The 26,181-nt window shown below is 48.0% G+C and carries 19 protein-coding genes; 14 read left to right on the forward strand and 5 right to left on the reverse strand.

Features of this window, described 5'->3' with window-relative positions; genetic code table 11:
- Nucleotides 1-361 precede the first annotated feature (361 nt).
- Nucleotides 362-1,876: a CoA transferase gene (locus tag ABXR35_RS15095; RefSeq protein ID WP_367062143.1), complete on the reverse strand. Its 1,515-nt coding sequence runs from the start codon at nt 1,874-1,876 to the stop codon at nt 362-364.
- 353 nt (nt 1,877-2,229) lie between these two features.
- A complete protein-coding gene (locus ABXR35_RS15100) occupies nt 2,230-3,531 on the reverse strand; it encodes an aldehyde dehydrogenase (protein WP_367062145.1) in 1,302 nt (433 codons plus the stop codon).
- Between the two features lie 471 nt (nt 3,532-4,002).
- On the opposite strand from ABXR35_RS15100, the gene ABXR35_RS15105 reads away from it, so the two are divergent.
- Nucleotides 4,003-4,674: a TetR/AcrR family transcriptional regulator gene (locus ABXR35_RS15105; protein WP_367062148.1), complete on the forward strand. Its 672-nt coding sequence runs from the start codon at nt 4,003-4,005 to the stop codon at nt 4,672-4,674.
- A 61-nt stretch (nt 4,675-4,735) separates the two neighbouring features.
- On the opposite strand, the gene ABXR35_RS15110 is transcribed toward ABXR35_RS15105, so the two are convergent.
- Nucleotides 4,736-5,209 (reverse strand): MarR family winged helix-turn-helix transcriptional regulator, encoded by a 474-nt coding sequence (locus ABXR35_RS15110; RefSeq protein ID WP_367062151.1) that lies wholly within the window; start codon nt 5,207-5,209, stop codon nt 4,736-4,738.
- Between the two features lie 634 nt (nt 5,210-5,843).
- Here ABXR35_RS15110 and zwf point away from each other — a divergent pair.
- From zwf to uxuA, 6 genes are all read left to right on the forward strand, one after another.
- The gene (gene zwf / locus ABXR35_RS15115) at nt 5,844-7,343 is read left to right on the forward strand and encodes a glucose-6-phosphate dehydrogenase (RefSeq protein ID WP_367062153.1); all 1,500 of its coding nucleotides are present in this window, start codon (nt 5,844-5,846) and stop codon (nt 7,341-7,343) included.
- A gap of 230 nt (nt 7,344-7,573) precedes the next feature.
- Nucleotides 7,574-8,473 (forward strand): phosphogluconate dehydrogenase (NAD(+)-dependent, decarboxylating), encoded by a 900-nt coding sequence (gene gnd, locus ABXR35_RS15120; RefSeq protein ID WP_367062155.1) that lies wholly within the window; start codon nt 7,574-7,576, stop codon nt 8,471-8,473.
- Between the two features lie 230 nt (nt 8,474-8,703).
- Nucleotides 8,704-9,141 (forward strand): MerR family transcriptional regulator, encoded by a 438-nt coding sequence (locus ABXR35_RS15125; RefSeq protein WP_367062158.1) that lies wholly within the window; start codon nt 8,704-8,706, stop codon nt 9,139-9,141.
- A 148-nt stretch (nt 9,142-9,289) separates the two neighbouring features.
- Entirely contained in the window at nt 9,290-10,504 is a 1,215-nt protein-coding gene (locus ABXR35_RS15130) for an MFS transporter (protein WP_367062161.1), read from the forward strand.
- 136 nt (nt 10,505-10,640) lie between these two features.
- On the forward strand, nt 10,641-11,087 hold the full coding sequence (locus ABXR35_RS15135; RefSeq protein ID WP_367062163.1) for a universal stress protein: 447 nt from the start codon (nt 10,641-10,643) through the stop codon (nt 11,085-11,087).
- A 341-nt stretch (nt 11,088-11,428) separates the two neighbouring features.
- Nucleotides 11,429-12,511: a mannonate dehydratase gene (gene uxuA / locus ABXR35_RS15140; RefSeq protein WP_367062166.1), complete on the forward strand. Its 1,083-nt coding sequence runs from the start codon at nt 11,429-11,431 to the stop codon at nt 12,509-12,511.
- Between the two features lie 149 nt (nt 12,512-12,660).
- Here the strand turns inward: uxuA and ABXR35_RS15145 are convergent, their stop codons facing one another.
- The gene (locus ABXR35_RS15145; RefSeq protein ID WP_367062168.1) at nt 12,661-13,617 is read right to left on the reverse strand and encodes an L-lactate dehydrogenase; all 957 of its coding nucleotides are present in this window, start codon (nt 13,615-13,617) and stop codon (nt 12,661-12,663) included.
- Nucleotides 13,618-14,078: 461 nt separating this feature from the next.
- Here ABXR35_RS15145 and curA point away from each other — a divergent pair, with 461 nt between their 5' ends.
- Entirely contained in the window at nt 14,079-15,095 is a 1,017-nt protein-coding gene (curA, locus tag ABXR35_RS15150; protein WP_367062171.1) for an NADPH-dependent curcumin/dihydrocurcumin reductase, read from the forward strand.
- Nucleotides 15,096-15,334: 239 nt separating this feature from the next.
- Here curA and ABXR35_RS15155 read toward each other — a convergent pair whose 3' ends face one another.
- Complete coding sequence (locus ABXR35_RS15155; protein ID WP_367062174.1) at nt 15,335-15,835, reverse strand: CcdC family protein; 501 nt, start codon at nt 15,833-15,835, stop codon at nt 15,335-15,337.
- 583 nt (nt 15,836-16,418) lie between these two features.
- Here ABXR35_RS15155 and ABXR35_RS15160 point away from each other — a divergent pair.
- From ABXR35_RS15160 to ABXR35_RS15185, 6 genes are all read left to right on the forward strand, one after another.
- Nucleotides 16,419-16,796, forward strand: coding sequence for a response regulator transcription factor (locus ABXR35_RS15160; RefSeq protein ID WP_367062177.1), 378 nt, complete (start codon nt 16,419-16,421; stop codon nt 16,794-16,796).
- Nucleotides 16,796-19,855: an ATP-binding protein gene (locus ABXR35_RS15165; RefSeq protein ID WP_367062179.1), complete on the forward strand. Its 3,060-nt coding sequence runs from the start codon at nt 16,796-16,798 to the stop codon at nt 19,853-19,855. The genes ABXR35_RS15160 and ABXR35_RS15165 overlap by 1 nt, the downstream gene beginning before the upstream one ends.
- 126 nt (nt 19,856-19,981) lie before the next feature.
- Nucleotides 19,982-22,333, forward strand: coding sequence for a response regulator (locus ABXR35_RS15170; RefSeq protein ID WP_367062182.1), 2,352 nt, complete (start codon nt 19,982-19,984; stop codon nt 22,331-22,333).
- Nucleotides 22,330-23,448 carry a HEAT repeat domain-containing protein gene (locus ABXR35_RS15175; RefSeq protein WP_367062185.1) on the forward strand — a complete coding sequence of 373 codons (1,119 nt, stop codon included), beginning with the start codon at nt 22,330-22,332 and terminating at the stop codon, nt 23,446-23,448. The genes ABXR35_RS15170 and ABXR35_RS15175 overlap by 4 nt, the downstream gene beginning before the upstream one ends.
- Nucleotides 23,429-24,910: a glycosyltransferase family 2 protein gene (locus ABXR35_RS15180; RefSeq protein ID WP_367062188.1), complete on the forward strand. Its 1,482-nt coding sequence runs from the start codon at nt 23,429-23,431 to the stop codon at nt 24,908-24,910. The genes ABXR35_RS15175 and ABXR35_RS15180 overlap by 20 nt, the downstream gene beginning before the upstream one ends.
- On the forward strand, nt 24,907-26,061 hold the full coding sequence (locus ABXR35_RS15185; protein ID WP_367062191.1) for a hypothetical protein: 1,155 nt from the start codon (nt 24,907-24,909) through the stop codon (nt 26,059-26,061). Before ABXR35_RS15180 ends, ABXR35_RS15185 begins: the two co-directional genes overlap by 4 nt.
- The last annotated feature ends 120 nt before the right edge of the window (nt 26,062-26,181 follow it).

The following is a 26,181-nucleotide window of genomic DNA, read 5'->3' on the forward strand; positions in this document are numbered from 1 at the left end:
GATGCTAACGCTTTTTACCCTTAAAAATTACAGTGGAACCAGTTCGATCCCATAATAAAAAAGCACAGCTGGGAATACCCGCCAGCTGCACTTTTGCCATGTTATATTACGATCTTGAAGCAAATTAAAAAAGCTTTGTAAGCGAAAGCAACGATATAGATTATAAGCGAAATTCTTCTTGAAGAAATGAAATTGTATACTGTCTAATATGCAATTGCATAGATCGGGGAAACACAAAATTTTGGAGCAACGAGCATTTTTCTTTTATCCAAATACAAATGATTCTCGTAGCTTCACCTGAGTCGATTTCCCCATTCCTTCCCGCAACGTATGCTGCATCTCTACGCATCCGTTTATTTGCTTATTTGCTCATCCAGCGTGCTTCACCTGACGCGCGTGGAACCAGTACAGTTTTGTATTCGCCCGGTGTCTCCGACATATGCACCTGATCGGTCACCCCTTGATAATGCCCACATACGGTGTCCGCTGTAAATAAATCTGGGTCCAAATACAGATGTTCCTCTGCTGATCCCGCAGTCTGATGCGCAAATTCCTTGTCAAACAGACCTAGCGACATCAACCATAACGATACGCGACTAAGTGAAATGTGCACGCGGTAGCTACCGCCTTCTTCTGCACGACGCGCCAGTGCAGCCATCGCACCCGCAGCGGCAAGCCACGAGATGATATAGTCATTGACCACCAGAATCGGTGGCAATTGCGGCTGCTCTGGTGTACCTTCAAGCGACATTACACCAGTCAATGTACCTGCCGTCTGGTCAAAGCCGATCCGATCCGCCCACGGACCTTCCTCACCGTTCAACGATACCGAGACGTGAATAATACCCGGACGCACTGCCGCACTTTGTTGTGGGCTCAATCCAAAACGTTCCAGATACGATGGACGACGATTGGCGAAGAAAATATCCGCATCTCGCAGCAAGTCCATCATCTGCGCATGAGCAGGTTCATCGTCCAGCTCCAGCATAGCGGAGCGCATGCCCACATTGGCAGTGTAATACGTTGTATCCACTTCCCAATCGGACGGACGCCAGATATTCAGTACATCCGCACCATGCAAGGCAAGCGCACGACCGACACCTGCACCAGCGATGACATGACCCATGCCAAGTGCACGAATGCCATCCAGTGGTGCTGAACCGCCTTGCGGCAATGGCTCTGGTGCACTATCGCCGATTTTTTCAATTTCCACCAGAGGGAGAGAAGCGACCGATGCAAAAGCAGGCTCATTCAGGAATTCCTCTACTGTGCGCGCCATTGGCATCACTACGCCAGCTTTGGCTCCGGCTTCTTCCAGATCGCGGGCGTTCCATTGGGAAATCGCTTGCGCTACTGCTTCCGGTGTATCCGCACAATCCAGCAGCTTCAAGGTGTTGATTTTCAGCTTTGGATACGGCTCTAGCGGCATCACCCAGCGTTTATCCTTGGTTTGGTAAAAGCGGAATTTAAACGATGAGCTTGGATCAGAAGGGCTGGTTGGCGAATAGCCGTTCAGTTTTTCCCATTTGCGATCGTAAAAAGGAGAGAGACGATGCAGAATTTTACGCAAATCCAGCGAAATGTCCTGACCTTTCCCACCGCGCAGTCGCCAGAGATTAGCAGCAGCAACCGATTTTGCTACCATCCCGATCCCTGCTGAGCTGGCTAGCCGCAGTACGCTCGGAACGATAGGGTCTTTACCTGTAAATTGAATCTGTCCGCCACTGTCTGTGGATGATAATCCCATACCGTTCAGTACATCCTCCAGCGCGGCGTGCATGTCGAACTCCGTATGATCCGCCCGGTTTTGCACGGCATGTTCAATCCGTTGTTTGAGTAGCGTAGTATCTTCTGTTGATTGGGTATGTGTAGACATAATGATATGCACCTCTTTGGATAGAATGATGAATCAATGATGGGGTAAACGTAATATACCCATATGTGGAATGAAGAAGTTATTATATAAATTTATACATATAATTTTAAAGGTTTAGAGAGGTGGAATCAATGAACAATATAGGGTCAGTTGCGGTTTATGCCTCATATTCATAGTATTTGTAGGTTTAGTCGCAATATTTTATAGGGTCATACGCCGCAATAGACAATGGCATAACAGTGGAAATGGACAAGTGGAAGAAAGTAGATACAGAAAGGAATAAGTAGCAGCCGATAAATATACAAACGAAAAAGCAGCAGACCATAGGAGGTCTGCTGCTTTTGGAACGACGCTTACGCGTTGCGTTTCATCACACTTTTATGATGGGAGAATACGTCAAAGCTTTGTTGCCCGTGATACGAGCCCATGCCGCTTTCACCGACACCGCCGAATGGCAGATAGTGCGAAGTCATATGGGACAGTGTCTCATTAATACAGCCACCGCCAAAGGATACGGTATTCAATACTTGCTCTTCCAGCTGCTCATCCTGTGTAAACAAGTACAGTGCCAGCGGTTTGGGACGATTCACGATCTCATCCAGCAGTGGATTCAGATCATCATAAGCGATTACTGGCAAAATTGGTCCGAAAATCTCTTCCTGCATCACTGGCGCATCCCAGCTTACATTATCCAGCAAGGTTGGCTCGATCAGCAGTTGATCGCGTACGGAGCGTCCGCCCACCATCACTTGCTGATCTTGCATCAATCCAGTCAGACGGTCAAAGTTACGTGTATTCACGATATGCGGGAAGTTTGGATTTTGCAGTACATCGTCTGTGAATTTGTCAGCGATTTCCGCAGTAATCAGATCAACCAGTTGTTGTTTTACACTGCTGTGTACAAGCAGGTAGTCCGGTGCGACGCATGTTTGACCAGCGTTCAGGAATTTACCGCGTACAAGGCGCTGTGCAGCCAGCTTCAGATCGGCATCATGATGCACGATGCTTGGACTTTTGCCGCCCAATTCCAGTGTGACTGGAGTCAGGTGTTCAGCAGCAGCGCGCATAACGACGCGACCTACACCTGTGCTGCCAGTGAAGAAGATATAGTCGAATTTTTCTTTTAGCAGAGCGGTGCTTGCTTCGACTTCGCCTTCGACAACAGCGATATATTCAGCTGGGAACAGCTCAGTCAGCAGATCGTAGATCAGACGAGAAACAGCTGGTGTTAGCTCGGAAGGCTTCACAACCGCTGTGTTGCCTGCTGCCATCGCACCGATCAGTGGACCAAAGGCAAGCTGGAACGGATAGTTCCACGGCGCGATGACCAGTGTAACGCCGTACGGCTCTGGATAAATAGTGCTAACTGCATCTGGCAGTGCGGAAGATGTAGGGACTTGACGTGGAGCTGCCCAGCTTTCCAGATTCTCCAGAGCAAAGTCCAATTCGCCCATAACGATGCGGATTTCTGAGCCATACGCTTCTGCTTCCGATTTGTTCAGGTCAGTATGCAGGGCATCCAGAATGCGTTGATGATATTGCTCAATCCCAGATTTTAGCTTCCGCAGAGCGTCCAGACGGTAAGCTGTTGATTTGGTGGTGCCTGTATTGAAAAATGTGCGCTGTTGCGCGACGAGTTGTGGAATAGCTTGCATCGTATTGGTTCTCTCCTTGAGGTCATATAGTGGGAAATGCTAAATAGATGGATACAAGTAAAGCATACGAATCATGAGAAGATTCCTGTGTAAAAAGACAATGTGTCTTATAAACACTGGATTATATCGGTGATCTTAAAGATGATCGTAAATATATAAGATGATCGTAAGAAGAATAGTACCCATTTTTTAATGATTGCACACAATTTTATTAATTCAAAAATAATATGGTGCAACATATCGAATTATAAGTCAGCCTTTGCATAGTGACAATAACCAGTATGTAGAGCGATGGTGCTTATGCCACATTTGTCGTTTAATTGTAGAGATAGTTGTTTTATAGTGAGTAAACGACGAATCATCCGTTTGTATTTGTGTTGGAAGTGACGTTTAGAAGTGATTGGAACATGTGCAAGTACTCATGATCCATCTGTACCATACACCATCTACCTACAAAGGAGGGTCTTTACTATGCCTGATAAAATGCCATCTCCCAACCCACAGCTGACCAATATGGTTCCTGCTACGATTCAGCAGAAGGCAACGAACGAACGCATTGATCCGCGCGTGTTGCGCACACGAGCCTTATTGCGCGATGCCTTGATTCACCTTATGGAACAACAGCCGTATGAGAAAATTACGATTCAGGATATTACCTCCCGCGCCACTGTGAATCGCAAAACGTTTTACCTGCATTATGAATCCAAAGATCATCTGCTGTTTGCGGTTACAGATGAACTGCTAGGTGAACTGTTCGGTGAAGCGAGGGATGCAAGCTCCTTTCACCAGTCGATTGATGAATTGCAGCGTTATATTGCCGGACGCATTTTTAACTATATTATTCAGTACAAGCGCTTTTTCGAGGTGATGTTTGAGCGGCGGGCAATGTTTAACTTTGTCCAGTACATGAAGCAGTATATCGCACGTTTTTACGAGGAGCGATTTGCAGCGTTGGATGATGAACAGCTTCCGGTGCATAAGGATGTGATTGCTAGTTATATCAGCTCCGCCTATGTAGGCGTGATTCACTGGTGGCTGCGAGAGGGCATGCCGTATACACATGAGGAGATGACTGAGCAAATGATCGCGCTCAACTCCAATGGTCCTATTCGTCTGATTCAGCAGCAGGGAGTGGAGGAATAGCTATTACTACTGAAAATAAAAAAAAGATCAGCGCCGCCATTGCAGGCTGATGCTGATCGGTTCAAATGGTATAATCTGCTGTCTCTTTGGCGACTTCCGCCAATTCACCTTCATACGCATTTTGCTTAATCTTGCCAAGTAGGCGGCGTAGTGTGGCTCGTTCCTCTTCGGAGATGCCTTCCATCAGGTCACGCCCGGTTTCTTTCATGATGCTGCATACGTCCTGTTCCAGCCGCGTTCCTTCTGCCGTTAAATAAATTTTGAAGCGGCGTCGATCATCCGTGCAGGTGATTTTGCGGATAAAGCCTTTGTTTTCCAGATTGGAGATCATTCGTGTAATATTCGTTTTGTCCTTACCAAGACGTTCGCCAATCTCGTTCTGGGTCAATCCGTCCTTTTGCCAGAGCAGCATCATGACAAATGTCTGTTCCGGGGCAAGATTGAAAGGAGCAAGCTGCTGCTTGATATAACCGGTAATCGCCAGATGGACATCACGAATGAATACGGTGTAACTCTTTTCTACATCAAAATGCATGTTATTCACCCTTAATGTATGGATCACATGTGCCAAACGGATCGCAAATTTATAAAAAAATAATTTAAAATTGAATAATCAGTCGGTGAGGGGGTATAGTTGGTATAGCAACTTTTACAGCGAATATGATTTTCAAATGCGTGTTAAGGTACCGTGAGCAGCTATTTTCGCCGTCGTGACGGACCACACTGCTGAATCGACGTTAGACTATCATGTTTAGGCAACAGTGTCAACGCTGCTATATTCCAGTCATTTAGCTATTCATCAAGGCAACCGGTTGACCGATAAAAAGGAAATACCGCATTCAGAAATGGAAATGGTAATATTCATTGTGAAACTTTCATTTTTATCTTGACATTGTTCGACACAAGGTCTATTGTAATTTTTGTGAGTTTGACTGTCACAAAAGAGACACAATGAAAGATTGACTTTATAACGATACCTGCATATGAAATATGTTTCTGTATACATATCTCGTGGAGAGGTTCGTTTATTTTTTGACGATATAGTTGCTATATCAACAGTATCAAGCTGGCAGGACGTTAAGGTCTGTACACAACTAGCCCATAGACACAGAAGCATGCAAAATGCTAATAGAACACACGGGATGGGTACATTTTGGAGGAGAAACGATATGGAAGCTATGACATTTGTATTGTTCGGTTCAACCGGGGATCTGGCGAAACGCAAAATTTTCCCTGCTTTGTACAACTTGTATGTAGATCGCAAAATGCCGGAAGCCTTCTCCATCATCGGACTGGGCCGCAAATCATTCAATGACGCGACATTCCAGACGTATGTGGAGCAATCGCTGCAAGAATTTTCCCGCAATACACCGAATCACCGCGAGACGCTGGACGCGTTTTTGCGTTCGATTCGCTATCATATTCTGAATGTGGATGATACCGCCGGGTACAAAGAGCTGCTGAAGATTGTAGAGCAGCGCGAATCCGAGCTGAATATTCCACAAAACCGCATGTTCTACATGTCGGTTGCACCTGAATTCTTCGAGGTGATCGCTGACAACATTAACGCTAGCGGACTGGGTACGACATCCGGTTGGAAACGCCTGATCATTGAGAAACCATTTGGTCATGATCTGGAATCGGCGCGTCAGCTGAATACGCACCTGAGCAAAACATTTGCTGAGGAAGAAATCTTCCGCATTGACCACTATCTGGGTAAACCAATGGTGCAAAATATGGAATCCTTCACCTCTGCAAATCCAGTAATCCAATCGCTGTGGAACAACCGTCACATCGCTAACGTGCAAATTACCGCATCCGAGATTGTTGGTGTGGAAGAGCGCGCAGGGTATTATGATCATACTGGTGCGGTACGCGATATGGTGCAAAACCATATGCTGCAAGTACTGATGATGACAGCTATGACACTGCCTGGTGGACATACTGCTGACGATGTACGTTCCCACAAAAAATACATCGCTAAAGCACTGCGTCCAATCTCCAAAGAAGATGCGCACAAACATATCGTGCGTGCACAATATAATGCAGGGGTTGTATCTGGTCGCGAAGTACAGGGCTATCAAGATGAGCCGGGCATTACGCTTGGTTCCAATACCGATACCTTTGTCGCTGCACGCGTCTGGGTAGATGATTTCTCTTGGCAGGGCGTACCGTTCTACATCCGTACCGGTAAACGCATGAAAGAAAAATCGACCCGTATCGTGATTGAGTTTAAAAACACGATGCAAAATAACGAAATCTGCATTGATTGCGACGGACAGCCGAATATGCTGACCATCAGCATCAATCCAGAAGAGAAAATCACTCTGCAACTGAACCGTCGTAATGTGAAAACGGGTCAACTGGAACCAATGACATCTGAATTCGTGATGGGTACCGATAATGATCCAGAAGCTTACGAACTGCTGATCGGCGATGCACTGCGCGGCGACGGTACCTTCTTCGCCCACTGGGATGAAGTAGAGCTGTCTTGGCAGTGGATTCAACCGATTCTGGAAGCTTTCGCGGACAACAGCCTGCCGCTGCATGACTACGCATCCGGCACGTATGGTCCCGAAGCATCTGATGCACTGCTCGCTGAGCAAGGCTTCCGCTGGTTGGGCGACCGCAATGCAGCACCGGTACGTACCGGCGTAGCAGCGCGCTAAGCGTTCCACTCGTTCTTTTGCAAATGAATGTTTGGTCTACGCTCTGGTTAATGATAAACAGAGCGTATTCCCTATGCCTTCAGAGCCGATCATTTGGCTTTGCAGAATGCCATGGAATGGAATGACTGGATTGACAGGCATGAAATGGCAATAGATGACAGCTTGATGTTGTACAATGACTAGACAAAAAAAAGGGATACGTATCATCCCAATACATGGAGGGCTATACTATGAAAATCGGATTGATCGGACTTGGCAAAATGGGTATGAACCTGGGACAAAACCTGATGGATCACAACCACGAGGTTGTTGCATTTGACCTGAACAAAGAAGCAGTAAAAGAAATCTCCGAGCTGGGCGCACAAGGCGCTAACACAATCGCTGAACTGGTAGAAAAAATGGAAGCACCACGCGTATTGTGGGTTATGGTTCCTCACGGCGTTGTAGATTCCGTACTGGCTGAGATCGCTCCACTGCTGTCCGAGAACGACATCGTTATCGAAGCAGGTAACTCTCACTACAAAGAATCGATTCGTCGTTACAACGAAATGAAAGTAAAAGGCATTCACTACATGGACGCAGGTACATCCGGCGGCATGAGCGGCGCTCGTAATGGCGCATGTTATATGGTTGGTGGCGACAAAGAAGCATGGGATATCGTTGAGCCTGTATTCCGCGATACTTCCGTAGAGAACGGCTACCTGTATGCTGGTGAAGCAGGCAGCGGTCACTACCTGAAAATGGTACACAACGGTATCGAGTACGGTATGATGGCAGCAATCGGTGAAGGCTTCGAAGTACTGGAGAAAAGCCCGTACGACTTCAACTACGAAAAAGTGGCACGCGTATGGAACAACGGTTCCGTTATCCGCTCTTGGCTGATGGAGCTGACCGAAAACGCATTTGCTAAAGACGGTCGTCTGGAAGAAATCCAAGGCATCATGCACTCCTCCGGTGAAGGTAAATGGACTGTGGAAGAAGCAATGGACCTGCAAATGGCAACACCAGTTATCGCATTGTCCCTGCTGATGCGTTACCGTTCCCTGGATAACGATACGTTTACAGGTAAAGTCGTTGCTGCACTGCGTAACGAATTTGGCGGTCACGCGGTAGAGAAATCCACAAAATAAGATAGCTGACTCAACGCGAACCCTTGCGCCTATGGTGCAGGGGTTCTTTTTGTTGTACGGAATTTGGATGGCAATATAGAGCAGGGGAAGAAGTTCTTTTGCTGGATTGCTGAAAATAAATGAAAAAAGTTAAATTTAATTTTCAAATAACGTTGACGTTAACGTTAAATAGTACTATTATATTCATATAAGATATGTAATTATTTAAATATAAATTTGGAGGGGACGGCATGACGCTGTATAAGATTGATGAAGTAGCTACCGAATGCAATCTGACGAAGCGTACGATTCGCTACTACGAGGAAATCGGTCTGCTGACTCCGCAGCGAAGTGAAGGCAATACCCGACTCTATACGCGCGAAGATATTGAACGATTAAAAAAGATCATCAGTGCGCGCGATGTACTTGGCTTCTCGCTACAGGAATTGCAGCGGTATATCGAAGTGGTGGAGATGCTGCGAGGGCAGCGCGAACGGTATCGCAGTATTACTGACCTGCAAGAACGCAGACAGCAGCTCCAGCAGATCGATATGACGTTGGGTCAGCAACTGGAGATGATGGAGAGCAAGATGAATACGATTCAGTCATTCAAGCAGGAAGCCGAGGGATTGCGCCAGCAGGTGCGTGAAGGTCTGGAGAGGCTAAGCAGCGAAACGGCGGATTTGTAAAGCAGCATACGCTGGATGTTTGATTCATACCAAGCTAGTGTAAGTTACGAAAGGCTTGTTCCAACAACGAGTCGTTGGAGCATGATCGTATATAGAAATAGGTTCATTGAAACGGAGATCGGAAGAGAAAAGGGAGGAATACATCATCATGAGTACAAAAACAGCTCAAGTCAAAGAGCTGCCCAAACAAGGCGGACTGTTGTCGCAGCCTAAAGCCGTATGGGCGGTTGCCTTTGCCTGTGTCATTTCATTTATGGGTTTGGGTCTCGTTGACCCTATTTTGCCAGCGATTGCCACTCAGTTGAATGCAACACCGAGTCAGGTATCGCTGCTATTCACCAGCTACAATCTAGTAACTGGTCTGGCGATGCTGATCACTGGTTTCGTTTCTAGTCGGATCGGGGTAAAATGGACGCTGCTTAGCGGTGTCATCCTGATCGTTATTTTCTCCGCATTGGGCGGAATGTCGGATACCATCAGCCAAATCGTCGGCTTCCGCGGTGGCTGGGGATTAGGTAATGCGTTGTTCATCGCGACTGCCTTGTCCGCGATTGTTGGATTGTCCACTTCCGGTACAGCCAAAGCGATTATTTTGTATGAAGCGGCGCTCGGTCTTGGTATTTCCGTTGGCCCTCTGCTTGGCGGCGAATTGGGTTCCATTTCATGGCGTGGACCGTTCTTCGGTGTTAGTGTTCTGATGCTGCTCGGTTTCGTATTCATTTTGGTGATGCTGCCTAAAATTCCAAAACCAAAAACACGCAGTTCCTTGTCTGATCCATTTAAAGCATTGAAATTCCCTGCTTTGAAAACATTGGCGATTGTCGCCTTCTTATATAACTTCGGTTTCTTCACGCTGATGGCATATTCGCCGTATGTGATGGGACTGGATGAGCACGGTCTGGGTTATGTATTCTTCGGTTGGGGGATTCTGCTGGCGTTTACGTCCGTATTCGTAGCACCGAAGCTGCAAGCACGCTTTAATCTCGCTGGTTCGATGGGTGTAATGCTGACCTTGTTCGCACTGGATCTAGTATTTATGGGTCTGGGTGCAGCGACTGGCTCGCCAACACTAGTTATTATCGGTGTTATCATCGCTGGTATTTTCCTTGGTATTAACAATACGCTGATCACGACAGCGGTGATGGAATCTGCTCCGGTAGAGCGCTCGGTCGCTTCAGCGGCATACAGCTTTGTTCGTTTCCTCGGTGGTGCGGTATCGCCGTATCTGGCAGGGAAACTGGCAGAATGGTACAACTCGGCAACTCCGTTCTACTTCGGTGGTCTGATGGTACTGGTCGCCGTTGTGGTGCTGATCGTTCGCCGTCGTCATCTTGCCGATATCGACGTTTCGCACGGACATTAATCATGGCTATTCATTTAGGAGAAGAGGGGTCAGATGACGGCATTAATCGTTAGATGTGCCGCAATCTGATACGGAATGGGTAATAGAAGATATAACTGGTTTGTCATAGGAGAAGGACAGAATGGAGGACAAGCTTATGTCTGAAAATAATCAAAATACCGTGTACCAACGCATCGCTGTTGCGGTGGACGGCTCCGAGCATGCTAGCCGCGCACTGGAACATGCGGTATCTCTGGTACAATCATTGAAGACTCCAGCGACATTGACGCTGCTGCATGTTAACCCGACCATGATGGTGTCTGAACCGCCATTTGGTGTAGATATTGATCAACGACTGGACGAGGAAGGTCATGAATTGACAGAATCGTATCGCAGCTATTTGGACCCAACGGGCGTACAGTACAATATTCGTTACCATAACGGCGATCCAGCAACTGTCATTTGCGATTTGGCTGCTGAGGAAAAAGCTGACCTGATTATTATGGGTACACGCGGCATGAATACGATGTCTGAACTATTTCTCGGTAGTGTAAGTCATAAAGTGATCCAACACGCCAAATGCCCAGTGCTGACAGTGAAGTAAGAAGTTTGGGCAGGATGGATTGGTTAGTTGGAGCATGTGATTGGCTGATGAGTATAGGCTGAGTTATATACAGCTGAGACATATATATAGTAGAAAGCCTATATTGAAGCCAATCATCATACATTTGGAATAACAAAAGCCACCAGCAGGATGATGTCCTGACTGGTGGCTTTTTAGTATGCAGGTATTGGATCGTTGTGCGTGTTGACATATAGCTAAGTTGGAACTGGCGACGATGTCAGTGCTAAAGAAGCGGTTCGTTTGACAACATTTGCTGGCAGACGTATGATCTACCTGAATCTTGCATACAAAAATATCCAAATCGTAGAGGAGGCAACAGGATGAACATGACATGGAGATGGTATGGCGAAGGCAATGACAATATTACACTGGATCATATCCGTCAGATTCCGGGGGTGATGGGAATTGTTTGGTCGCTGCATGATAAGGTAGCGGGCGAGGAGTGGGAGTTAGAGCGCATTCAGGAGGTGGCAAACCAGATTACAGAGAAGGGATTCAGTACCGCTGTCGTCGAGAGTGTGAACGTACACGATGATATTAAGATTGGACGACCGACGCGCGATCGATATATCGACATCTACATAGACACCATTCGTAAATTGGCGACGGTTGGGGTCAAGGTGATCTGTTACAACTTCATGCCGATATTCGATTGGACGCGTACCGAGCTGTACAAGGAATTGCCGGACGGATCGAATGCACTCTTTTATGAAAAGGCGGCGATTACCGACAATCCACGTCAGATGGTGGATCGCATTCTGCAAGGTGCAGGTAAATTTACGATGCCGGGCTGGGAACCAGAACGGCTGGCAAAGCTGGATGAACTATTTGCCGCGTATGCCGATGTAGATGAGGAAAAGCTGTTCGATAATCTGAAATATTTTTTGGAGCGTATTATACCAGTGTGCGAAGAAGTAGATATTAAAATGGCGATTCATCCCGACGATCCGGCGTGGCCGATCTTTGGCTTACCGCGCATCATCCGCAGTCGGGATACGATTCGTCGTTTGCTAGATATGGTGGACAGTCCGTATAATGGGCTGACGTTCTGTACGGGTTCGCTGGGGACCAACCCGGATAATGATCTGCCCGCGATGATTCGCGAGTTTCATGACCGTATTTATTTTGCGCATATCCGTAATGTGAAGGTATTCGATAATGGTGATTTTATTGAAGTATCCCATCGTGGAAAAGACGGCAGTGTCGATATAGCAGAGGTTGTCAAAGCGTATCATGAGAACGGTTACAACGGATATGTACGACCGGATCATGGTCGTCATCTGTGGGGCGAGGAGCAGAACTGTCGTCCGGGGTATGGATTGTATGACCGAGCACTAGGCATTATGTATTTGCTTGGCGTATGGGACAGTCTGGATCATGTAGCTTTGGCTGCGAAGACATAATCGTGACTATTGCAATGAATAACTTCAAATAATAAAGATACAGCCAGCAGGGAAGGTCACTTCTACATGATCTCTGCTGGCTGTCTCTTGTGATTGTGCCTATAAGTTGATAGACAAAACCTATAAATTAATCCTCATCAAACATCCCATTATACTGTAATCTGCACTTGCTCAATTGCGCCACGGATTACATCGCAGGAATGGACAAATTGGCGCTGCTCGTCTTCGTCTAGTCGCAATTCGATCAGCTCCTGAATACCGTCACCGCTAATAATAGCTGGTACGCCTGCACATACATCGTTTTGTCCATATTCTCCATCTAGAATAGCGGACACAGCGATAATCCGATGCTCGTCGTACAGAATGGAGCGAGCGATATGAGCGAGTGCATTGCCGATACCGAATTGAGTATGACCTTTGCGTAGGAAGATTTCCCAGCCTGCATCACGCGTTTTGAGTGCTACATCATCTAGACTGAGTTCGGGAAAGCGCTGGGCATGCTGTTCCATAATATGCAGGAGCGGCTTGCCACCGATGGTTACGTGCGACCATGCGACGAATTGGGATTCACCATGCTCGCCAAGAACGTATCCATGTACGCTACGTGGATCAATGGAGAACACATCCGATAGAATCGTTTTCAGTCGGGACGAGTCAATCGATGTACCCGTGCCAATGACACGTTCGCGTGGTAGACCAGAAAATTGCCATGTCAGATATGTGACCACATCAACTGGATTGGCTGCGATGATGAATACACCGTCAAACCCACTTGCCATGATCGGATCAACAATCTCCTTGGTAATTATAGCGGCTTCGTGCAATACGGTCATACGATCCTGACCGGGCTTCGGATTGGCTCCTGCGGTAATGATCACGATGTCCATATCGCTGCATTGCTCTAGTGTGCCTGCATATACTTTGGTACGGTGTGAGGTAAAGTCCATGCAATGTGACAGGTCAAGCGCCTGAGCCACTGCTTTATCGTGAGTGCGTCCGACCATCATAATCTCGTCGGCAATCGACTGGTTGATCATGGAATAAGCACAGCCTGCTCCCACCATTCCAACGCCGATAATCGCTACTTTTCTATTTTTTCTACCCATCTTGTATAGCCCCCGATCGATGTGAATGAAACGTGCGCAGTCCAACGCCATCGTACTCATCTGGCTACGCCTCTCTCTAATAGGACAATTCCATTATGTCAAAATACTTTCCATCTCTGCCATTATACAATCTTTATCGTCCGCTGTAACCGTAAATATGTTATATAAGTTGACTCTTTTTTGAATGAAAATCGGATTATGGATACCTTTTGTGCATGCGGACGCTTTCATGAGTGCTATCATTACAGATTGGGATTGTAGTAATGTTTACGTTTCTAAGATCATAGACGTTTAGCAAAAGCATAGCCCATTGCTGGCGATTTATTCGGCTTGGTGTTTGAATCCAACGTTAGATGTAGCGATTAGGGTCAAAATTGATGCAAAAACGGGTAATTGTATTGTTGGAAGCACTACGATTTTATCCAAAACAATTCGATTCATGATTCAGGGAGGAATAGAACATGGCAGAACAACAAAATGAATACATCGCACTTGCCAGTCGGCCGGAAGGCACGCCGCAGCTGGACAATTTTACATTTGAAAAGGAAGAGCTGAACCCGCCGCAAGACGGACAGTTGCTCATTAAAACGCTATATGTATCGGTCGATCCGTATATGCGTGGACGGATGAAGGATGCCAAGTCGTATTCCGCTCCTTATGCGGTTGGCGAGGTCATCACAGGCGGCTCGATTGGGAAAGTGCTGCAAAGCAAAGATGATCATTTCCATGAGGGCGATATTGTGGTCGGTGCATGGGGTTGGCAGCGCTATGGCATTATGGATGCGAAGGCTTGCCGTAAGGTAGACCCTGAGCTAGCACCGATCTCAACGGCACTCGGCGTACTCGGTATGACTGGATTGACGGCATACTTCGGCACGCTGCGTATCGGTAATCCACAGCCGGGTGAGACGCTCGTCGTTTCTGGTGCAGGCGGCGCGGTCGGCATGATTGTTGGACAGATTGGGAAAATCAAAGGCGCTCGCGTGATTGGTATCTCGGGTTCGGACGAGAAAAACCGCTATTTAAAAGAAGAATTAGGCTTTGATGAAGTGATCAATTATAAAACCGATCAGCCGCTTGACCAAGCACTGGAAAAGGCTTGTCCTGACGGGATTGATGTGTATTTTGATAATGTAGGTGGAGAGATTACAGACGCGGTCATTCCGCTGTTGAACCGTAATGCGCGTATTCCGCTATGCGGTCAGATTTCGCTGTACAATCAGGAGAAGCCGGAACTCGGTCCACGCATCCTGCCAATGCTGCTGACTCGTACGGTACTGCTGAAGGGCTTCCTTGTCGGCGATTATGCGCATGAACAAGCAGAAGCATTGCAGGAGCTGGGGCAATGGGTACGTGACGGCAAGCTGAAATACAGTGAGAATATTGTAGAGGGATTTGAGAAAATACCAGAAGCCTTTATTGGGCTGTTCAGCGGACAGAATCTGGGTAAACAGCTCGTCAAAGTAGCAGAAGAATAAGAACTAGGTTAAGCATACAATCGATACAAAGCGTCCACGCTCTGTGGGCGCTTCTTTATTCATATCATGTTCATGTGGATCATCTACACTAACACAGACGAAGGATTCAACACCCCATATAACCGTAAAAAAGCTAAAGCCACCCCAGCTTCGGAAACCATTCGCTGCGGCAACGCAGCCTGTCCCCTTGGTACCGGAGTACGGCTTTAGCTTTTTGGTTTGTCATCAGAAGGAAATGCTCACAGCGAAGTGCTAGATTTATGCGCTTCATGCAGCTTGCGATATTTGCGGTACATATCCAGCCGCCAGTGCAGCAGTGTACCGAAGGCGAGAATAAAGAATACACCCGCCGTTTGCGGAATGCTGATATATTGCTCGATAAAACGGTGCAGCAGCAGCCGGATCATCAGCAGACCAAGCAGAATAAAGAGAAAGCTTTTGGAGCGCTGCACGACAATATCGGTGCCGTTATGCTCAAACCGAGTGCCGCGAATCAGCGGATAGGAGAACAGCAGCCATCCAGCGAGAAACGCGCCGAGCGCCCATAGCCATGATACGCGAAAATCAGGCACGACAAACATAAAAAATCCGGTGCTCATGCCGAGCGGCGGAATGAGGATTTTTTTGGCGTTTACGGGTCTGTGATTCGTGCGTGAACGAACGAGAATAGCAGTTAGCGCAATGACAATTAAACCGACAGTGGAGCCTATTTGTAAAAAGGAGGGACTGAGTTGAAGCATAATGAAGGAAAAACCCCTCTCCAAAGTAAATGAAATGAAGTAAACTACCTGTTCAGTATAGCATATCCAGCGTGAAACATGCCTGTTCCCCCATTGTTCAAATTTGTATATTTTTTTAATTCTTTCTTCTTTTTTGTATCCGCTTTAATAATCTGGTGACATTATTCGAATTTAGCAGCAATCTCCGTTTATATCTCTCTCCCTATGAAATCTGTTCTCGCCATTTGAACGAATATATACTGCGTCGTTATATGTACAGCAAGATGAACAAAACGTTCGTTTTTTAACTGTAAAAAGCATTATTTTGCGTGTAGGATTAAGAACGAAGACCTATATTTAAAAAGCACCTTTCTGCCGATAAATGGAGCATTAGCGACATCAGGGGTGACCAGTGACCTGCATTCTGGACGGGATTTGTTGGACCGGTACCAGTTTGTGGTAATGATACTGTGTTACGACTTGAAATAAATACTATTTATTGTTAAAAAATGTTTATAAAAAGGTAAGAGAGACATGCGATGAAGCAAACCAACCCACTCACCGCTCGTGATGATAGCGGCGGTACAAACAGGAGGATGACTATATGGCAGCATTTCAGATTTTGATCGCAGAGGATGAGCCGGCTCTGCGCTTTTTGTTGACAGAAACCTTGGAGGATGAAGGTTATGAGGTAGCGGAGGCGGAAGATGGCGGCATTGCGCGCGATCGTTTGCAGGAGCAGGCGTATGATCTGGTTATTCTCGATTATATGATGCCAGAAGCGACTGGTATTGAGGTATGTGAGTGGCTGCGTTCCAGCGGTGGGATCAATGCGGACAAGCCCGTTATTTTGCTGACTGCCAAAGCGCAGGAAAAAGACCGCATACGTGCTGAGCAGGCGGGCGTGACGCTGTATATGTCCAAGCCGTTTAGCCCATTACAGCTGATGGATGCAGTTGAAGGTTTATTGGAGGGGAATTAATGGAGCGGCGCGGCGGATTGGCCCGGCGTGTTACTCGATGGACGATTGTTATTTTTCTCGTATTTGGACTGGTTATTTTTGCGGTGGAGTGGATGTTCAAGCAGCAGGTGGCACATATTACCGATGAAGTAAATGTACATCTAGATCGTCAAAACCGGCTGCAAACGATCGGGGAAGATTATCGGTCGGCGGTATCGAATTTCCGCGCTTATCTAGCGTATGACGGAGCGAACTTCTTAGCCTTGGCGCAAAGTGATCGTGACCGTTTTCAAGAAGAACTGGCTCAATATCGCAATGATGCACAGGACGATGCGGAGGCGAAAAGCGATCTGGAACAGCTATCTCGTCAGAGTCAGGAGTATTTCAGTTATTTTGCCATCGTGGAAGAATATAAACGCAACAATCAGCAGGCAGAAATTGAACGTGTTGCCCAGACGATTACGACGAATCTGGTACGCGGTGTGAATATGCAGCTGAACCAGATTATACAGGGCGAGCGTACGGAAGTGAACTCGCTGCTCAAGCAAAGTCAGCAGTTGAATTCAGCGGTGCTGTTTATTCCGTTGGTCTTTATTTTGCTAGGATTGATCGCGGCGCTGCTGCTCGTTCGGTATCTGCGTCAGGCGATGATCAAGCCTGTAGTGGAACTAGAATCGGCAGTGAAGCGCATCAGCAAGGGAGAATACATTCATGTACCTGAGCGAGAGCTTGATGATGAGATTGGCAGTCTGATCCAAGGCATTAACTATATGACGAAGCAACTGGAAGATCGTCATCAACAATTGGAAAGCAACCTCAAGCATCTGGCAGAGCAAAACGACAAGATGGAATCACAAAATGAAGAAATTCTGCTACAGCAGCATGAGCAGTCGGTCATTTTGGAGAAGCTGACCGAGCGTGAACGTCAATTGCAGCTGATTAATACGTATCAGGAGAAGTTGACTGGATATACGCGTATGGGTGATTTTCTGGAAAATAGTCTGCGTGCATTAATGCACGCGACTCACCATGATGCGATCATGCTGGTCGTAAAAAATGATGCAGCGGAAGGGCAGAAGTTCCGTATGGTGCACGCCATCGGCTGGCCGCAAGAGCAGGATAACATGACCAGTGAGCAGCTGTATGGACCAGCACGCGAAGTCATTGAGGAGCGCAAGCCTACCGTTCGCAGCCGTGCGGTCAATGGTGCGGAGAGAGGAATGCACAACGGCAATGAGCGAGCAGATGATCATTATTACCCGCTGTTTGATGAGGAAAGTAAAGTCATCGGCTATTTGCTGTTCACGACCTATGGCAGTCTGTCCGTGCATATTATGGATCGTTTGCTGACGGAAGGGATGATCAATCAGTTCGGTCTTGCCTATCAAGCACAGCTGGCGGGTGAAGATCGTCGTAAGCAAAGTGCGCGTCTGGTCGAGCTGAATATCGAGCTGGAAGCCGAGAAGCAGATGATCAAGCAGCAGCGCGATACAATTCAAGAAATTATCGACTCGCTGCATGAGGGCCTAGTTGTATGCGATCACAACGGTATCGTCTCCTTCTGTAACGATCAGGTAAGCCGTGTACTGCCAGATCTGCGCACAGGGGCTTCGATTACTGCGTTGAGCGAGTTTTTGGATCGCCAGCATATGGGCAGCTATAAGCTGAGTGAGCAGATTCGTCATGTGATGAACGAACATATGAAAGAGTGGAAGACCCAATTTACAATGAGAGCCCGCGATGGTTCGGTTCACTATATGGAGATGTACGCTAACGTCATTACCGGCGCTGATCTGAGTGAGTATCATCTGTTTGTCTTCCGCGATCGTACAGAGGAAGAACAAGCGAATCAGATGAAAAATGAATTTGTCAGCATCGTATCGCATGAATTGCGTACCCCGCTGGCAAGTATTCTCGGCTTTGTAGAGATTTTGCTTAATCGCGAAGTCAAACCAGAGAAGTCGAAAAAGTATCTGGATACGATTTATCGCGAAGCCAATCGTCTGTCCAATCTGATCAGCGATTTTCTGGATTTGCAGCGGATGGAATCGGGCAAGCAGAGCTATACGATTATTCCGTTCGATCTGCGTACCGTAGTTGCGGATGTAGCTGGACAATGGGATGGCAAGCAGGATCATGTCGTTCATATTACATTGCCTGAGTATACTACCCTAGTACGCGCCGATATGGATCGTATTACGCAGGTCATGCACAATCTGATCAGCAATGCAGTGAAGTATTCGCCGGGCAAGGAATTGGTCGATGTACGTATTCGTGAGCAGGGCGACAACTGGTTAGCAGAGGTACAGGATTACGGTCTTGGTATTCCAGACGAAGCGAAGGATCAGATGTTTGGCAAGTTTTATCGGGTCGACAATTCCGATCGTCGTCAGATTGGCGGTACAGGATTAGGCTTGGCCATTGTGCGCGAGATTGTACGCGATCTGGGCGGAGAGGTATCGTTTGATTCTACGCTCGGTCAAGGCAGTACATTTACCGTAAAATTGCCAAAAATGCACATTCCGCAACTGGATGAACGCATTGTGGTCATTGAGGATGAGGAAAATCTGGCACGACTGATCGGTGCGACCTTTGAAGAACAGCAGTATGAGATTCTGACCTTGAACAGTGCGGAAGAAGCACTGCTGGGCTTGGAGACATTACAGAAGCCGCCGCTGCTGTGTATCGTGGATATTCAACTGCAAGGGCCGAAGACAGGCTGGGATTTTATTACCGTGCTAAAAGCGAAAGAATTGACCCGCCGTGTACCAGTCATCGTCTCGTCTGCATTTGATCAGCCGGGCGATTTTGCCGAAAAGCCGGATGAGAAATATTTGCAAAAACCATTTACGGTAGAGCGTTTGTTGGAGCTAGGAGTTTCCTTGTTACAGCAAGAGCAGCAGACGTCTGACATGGTTATTACGAGTCGCAGCGAACAAGCGGTACAGGCAGAATTGCAGAAAAATGGTCTTGGTGCCGCTCAGCTGAAAGTCGTAGGCGATGTTATTCGCGTTGAGCTGGTGAAGGAAGGGAACGACACCGCTGCACTGCCACAACGTGAAGATCCAACACAAGGATAATTTTAGGCAGACATCAACCATCTGACGATGGAATGGTTAATAAGTAAGACAAGGATTTTTCCATTTTATTCAAATTAGTGGCTGCGATGCCATCTGGACGATACAACTGCAGCCAGGGAGGGCCGTATGGACAAATATCAGCGCTTATTTATTAAACAAATGAAGGAAAAAATCAGGGAAATGACCCGGCCCGGCCAGTTTAGCACAGAAGCGGAGCTGTATCGCCTGCTGCATTCGGTAAAAGGTACGGCAGGAACGATTGGACTGGACGACTGGTTCCAGGCTGCTTCGGAGCGGATTGACCAGCTGGATTCGGAAGGAGAACGCCAGTGGGAGGCAAAGGAAGCGCGCGAACTGCTGGCGCCACTTGCCTATTTGCTGCTGGCTGCTGGTGATGATCTGGAGGAAGAGGGAACAGATGATGTAGCGGATGAGCAGGAATCAGCGGAAACCGAGCTGCCTGCTTATCTTGGTACATTGCTAGTGGTAGATGACGATCTCAGTCTGCTGCAAATGCTCAAGGATTATCTGGAACGTCTCGGCTATATGGTATTAGCAACACCGGATGCAGGACGTGCGCTGGAGTTATTTTATAGTATGAAGCCGGATTGTGTAGTACTGGATATCGTGTTACAAGGCAGCAACGGTCTGGATCTGTTGCAGGAAATGCAGGCACGTAGCGAGCAGTATTTGATTCCGATTGTCATGATTAGTGCGAGCAATAACCGGGAGACGCGGATTCGTGCTTATGAATCCGGTGCAGATGATTTTATCGGTAAGCCGCTGGATGTCGAGGAATTTGCAGTGCGTGTGAAGCGTCAAATCTCACGTCGTCTCAAGCTGAATACGCTGCTGATGACAGACGAGTTGACGGGTGCGTATAACAATACGTATTTTGCACAGGAACTAGTGCGTCATTTGCAGCGTTTGCCAGAGCGTCCAGAACCGTCGGTGCTGACACTGTTTGATTTGGACAGCTTCCGCTATATCAACGAGCGGTTTGGCTATACAGAAGGCGATCGACTACTCAAGCATTTCTCTGATCTGGTGAAGCCGTCGCTTGGGCCGCTTGATATTTGGGCGCGTGACCGTCATGATCGGTTTTACTTGCTGCAACCGGGCATGAGTGAGAAGGAAGCGGCTTCGTTTGCCAATCAATTGCTGGCGAAGTTAGAACAGGAAGAACATCATGCAGGATCGGAAAGCTATCATATCTCGTTCTCGGCTGGTGTTCTGGAATTAAAGCCGGGCATGACAGCACCATTTTGTTATGATCGAATTCTGCGTATTGTGGCAGAGGCGAAGCGCCGTCATGATGGAGTGATTGTTGTCCCAGAGCGCCGTGCATTGGAGCATAGCCCATCACTGCGTCTGAGCGATACGGTACGTCAGACGCAAACAGCAGTACCAGATGATCGACCTGTGTATACAGCACCTACCAATTCCTCCAATGAAGCCGAATCTGTGAAGCCGGATCGTCTCGCTGCATCCGCCCCTTCTTCTCCGCAGGATACGGCAGTAACGCCTTCCTCCCAGAGCGATACAGGTGAGCATCATCCTTCACCGATCATTGAAACGGAGCAAAAAATGGATTCACTGCTGTCTAATTTGTCTTCTCGTCTACAAAAGCATGCCAATCATGAGCCGCTATTCTCAGCGGATTCAGAAGATACACGTTTGTCAGACACATCCTCGTCGTCACGTCATGCTGCTGGAGATCAGCGTAGTGCTGCTTCAGCGGAAGATCAGCCAGAGGTGGTACAGCCAGTGATTTTGCCAGACAATGATCTGATTCATGAGCCGGATCTGGACGAAGCAGCAGGCAGTCCAGCAGGAGAAGCTCCTGCGCCGTTCCATGAAACTGGACAAGAACGCCGTTCAGCAGTTGCTGCTGGATCGGTTGTATTACCGAATGAAACGTCTGTGCAGTCAGCACCGACATTCCGTGCAGATACGATCCGTGAAGCGGCAACGACCGATACTGGCACACGCCGACTGGAATGGGTGGACCGCGATGAGAAGCTGCTGCAACAGAATGCACGTGCTGAGGTGCAGCACGCACCAGTACCGCCAGTAGATATTCGCTCATGGCGACTGGCGATTATTGACGACGATGATCTGATTCGTAATATGCTGACCAAGCGTCTGGCAGGGATTCAGGTCGATCACCGTCTAGATGTACGAGCGTTTAGTGATGGCGAGGACTTTTTCAGTGATGGCTGGCATAACGAGGATACACAATATTTGCTGATTCTCGACCGTATGATGCCACGTATGAATGGTATGGAAGTACTGCGTCGTCTCCGCTCCTCTGAGAATCGTAGTCGCTATACGGTGCTGATGCTGACTGGGGTTGGCGATGACCGTGAAGTGGCGGAAGCGATTAGCGCTGGTACGGATGATTATTTGACCAAGCCTTTTAGTATTGTGGAGCTGGAAGCCCGTATTCGGCGGTTGCTAGGGAGGATGAGAGCATGAATCATCTGAGCACGGAACAGGTGCTGATTATTATCGTCATCCTCTGTGTGATCATGCTGGTGGCATTGCTGGGGCTGTACGGTTATTTGGCACTACGCAAGGCAACATATAACAAACGCAGATTAACGATATATGAGATGGTACGCGATCTGGAATTGCCGGATTCGGCGCTAGAGCATTATCTGGCTACCGGAGAAACCTCGCGCCGTTTGTCTACCAAAGAACCGTATCGGATGGAGGCGGTGCAGGAAGCTTTGCAGCATCGTCTTGCCGTAACGCGTGCACCGGAAGAGCGTATGCGAATTTATGAGTTTGCAGAGCGTTATTTTTCTGGGCATTATAAGCAGGCGCTGCGCAGCTCACAATGGAGTACTCGTATGAATACACTGCTCTGGATTGAGCAGTTTCGGATGAATACACTGGAAAATGAGTTGATCAGCTGGATGAAAAATCCGAAATGCTCGGAAGAGGAGCATTTTCAGATTTTGCGTGTATTGTCCAAGCTGAGCAGTGAGCAGCTAGTTGACTTTCTACGCGATGGCGATCATGAGCTGTCGGACAGTCAGCTGTTGCAAATTCTGTTGCCATTGAATGAGGAGATGCGCAACCGGATGCTGCGCGAATTTGATCGCTTTCCTTATCGGGTGCAGTGCAGTCTGATCGATGCGCTGCGTATTAACAATATCCGCTCCGCTGAGGTACTGAGCCTGCTGGAACGCCAGCTGGCTGCGGGTGATAGCGAATTGCGTATTCGCGCGTTGAAGGCAATCTCCAACTTTGGCTATCTGTCACCGGAAGCCACACGTCAGTTGCTAAATGTATTGGAGCGCGAGCACGACTATCCAGAAACACAAACTACATCTTGGCCGGAACGCCTGATGCGTGCCAAAGTGATGGGCAATATCCATGAGGATGTATTCGTATCTTATCTGATGGAAATGCTCGGCGATTCGGCGTATCGGGTACGCCAGCAGGCAGCTGAATCGCTGTCTGGTTACAAAAACGGACTGGAGCTGCTGAAAAAAGTAGCTGCCGGCGAACATGCGGACCGCTATGCACGCGAAATGGCGGAGGAGACGCTGGAAAGGAAACAATATGAGCGGAATCTGGCTTGAAACCATTGGCACCATTTTCGAGATTCTCGGCATCATTATTATGGTTTACGTGGTCGTGGTCAGTCTGGTGTATGTGGTGCTGTTCTTTATCGCAGCCGCCAAGCTGAGTCGGGAAAAGGACGTCAACGAAGCCCAGTACGAGCAGGTGCTACAGGAAGAGCTAGCACCGCCGTTGTCGATTATCGTGCCTGCCTATAACGAAGAACTGAATATTGTTTGGAGTGTTCGCTCCCTGCTCGGGATCAACTACAAGCAATTTGAAGTCGTGGTCGTTAATGACGGCTCCAAGGATCGGACCGCACAGGAACTGATCGATGAATTCGACATGGTTGAGATCAAGAGTCGGGTACGCTGGTCTGGATTGGGTAAGGAAACGAAGCCGATTCGCGGCATTTACCGCTCGCTTCAGCACAACAATCTAGTGCTGGTCGATAAGGAAAATGGCGGTAAGGCAGATGCGCTGAATGTAGGCATCAACGTATGTCAGTATCCGTATTTTGCCTCGCTGGATGGCGATACGGTGCTGGACCAAGATGCTTTTATTAAGGTCATGAAGCCGATTATGGATGCCGGTCCGAATGAGGAAATTGTTGCGACGGGCGGCAGTGTTGGTATCGCTAATGGTAGTTATGTGGATAGCGGATATTTGAGCCGTGACAGTGTGCGATTATCGAACAAGCCACTGGTCGTGATGCAGGTAATCGAGTACCTGCGTGCCTTTTTGATGGGGCGGATTGGCTTGAGTCGTTATAACCTGCTGCTGATCGTCTCCGGCGCCTTTGGTATTTTCAAAAAAAGCTGGGTGATCGAGGTTGGCGGTTACGATGTCAACACGATTGGTGAGGATATGGAGCTGGTGGTAAGGCTGCATCGCCGGATTCAGGAGAAAAAGAGCAAGGCACAGATCGTCTATGTGCCCGATCCAGTCTGCTGGACGGAAGCGCCAGAGCAAGCCAAAATCCTGCGTCGTCAACGTACACGCTGGCATCGCGGCTTGTTCGAAAGTCTATGGAAAAACCGCAAAATGCTGATGAATCCACGTTACGGCAAAATCGGCATGATCTCTATGCCATACTTCCTGTTCGTTGAACTACTCGGACCGGCGGTGGAACTGGCGGGGATTATTACGGTTATTACTGGGATTTTCCTAGATACAATTGATATTCGGATTACGATTATTCTCGCCTTCCTGATGCTGCTGTATGGCTCACTGTTGTCCATGGGTGCTGTGCTGTTCGAGGAATGGTGCTTTAAGCGTTACAATCGGGTATCCGATCTGACGCGGTTGTTCTTTTATGCGCTGTCGGAGACGCTCTGGTATCGTCCGATGATGACGTTCTGGCGCTTCGAAGGTCTGGTGCGCATTGCTGCCCGCAAAAAACACGCTTGGGGTGATATGGCACGCGGAGGTGTCATGAACACCAAGAAAACGGATAGCGGGGCAGGCGGAGGGAAGCCATGAAAAAAATCAAAGCATGGACATTCTGGCTGATCCCAATCCTTCTGGTCGCTCTGGCAATAACACCGTGGATCTGGTGGGAGGTGCAGCCAGATCAAAAGCTTCAGGTGGCGATTCTGGATAAAACCGTTCCTAACGATTCGTATCGTGAACATAAAGGGCTGATTTGGCTGCTCAATCAGCAGAAATATGTCAAAGCCAATGGGCAAACCTACGATTACACCAAGGATTACTACGGCTTTTTCCCACAGGCAGACGGCAAGTATACAACGACCGAGCTGCCTGAGGATATGAAAGGCACGGACATGATCTATCTGGCGGACACGTATGGTGTGGAACGCGCGGAATATAAAGGTACAGGCACAGGAGACGATAACAGCTCTGCCGGTACAGGCGATCTGTCGCAAGGGATTCTGTATGGCGGGTTGACTGCTACCGATGTACAGCGTATCAAGGCGGGCGTGGAAGGCGGCGGTGTGAAGACATTAATCGCTGAATTCAACAGTCTCGCTACACCGACGAAGGAAAGTGTACGTCAGCAGATTTATCCGCTGATTGGAGCGGAATGGACTGGCTGGACGGGGCGTTATTTTAGTGATTTGACACGCGGTGGCGAAGTGCCGGAGTTTCTAAGCGGCAACGGTACTGATCCGAATCAATGGCCCTACACCGGACCGGGTATCGTATTTGTTCACGAAGACGGACGCGTGGTTGTCCTGCAAGAAGGGAAGCAGATCGGTAGCGAAGGTGTACAGACGATTCTGACGACGCAGGGCAAGGCGCTCCTTGGGCTAGATGATACAGTACGCTACAACTACTGGTTTGATGTGATGAAGCCAGAGCAGGGTACGGATATACTTGCTACGTATGATCTGGGACTGACCAAGGATGGTCGACAGAAGATGCAGGAAGCTGGCATTGAAGGCTCCTTCCCAGCGATTATTCGCCAGCAGCATGACAGCTATGTATCCTATTATTTTGCAGGCGATTATGCCGATCATGATCAGTACCCATTCTGGCGCCGATACGAAGGCTGGGAAAATGTGAAACGCTGGTTTACATTTGATAAGCCGAACAGTGAAGATGCCTTTTACTGGCATATTTATGTGCCGCTGATGAAGTCGATTTTGGCGGAAACTGCTGCAAGCAAATAAAGGCAACCGCATAGTCGCAACTCTGTCAGAACTCGCGTTCTGGCAGGGATGGCGGCTTTTTTGCGCTCTTATTTGGATTTACTATAGACATGTTCTGTGATAATATCGCACTAATACATA

It is taken from the genome of Paenibacillus sp. JQZ6Y-1 (assembly GCF_040719145.1).
Lineage (GTDB): Bacteria > Bacillota > Bacilli > Paenibacillales > Paenibacillaceae > Saccharibacillus > Saccharibacillus kandeliae.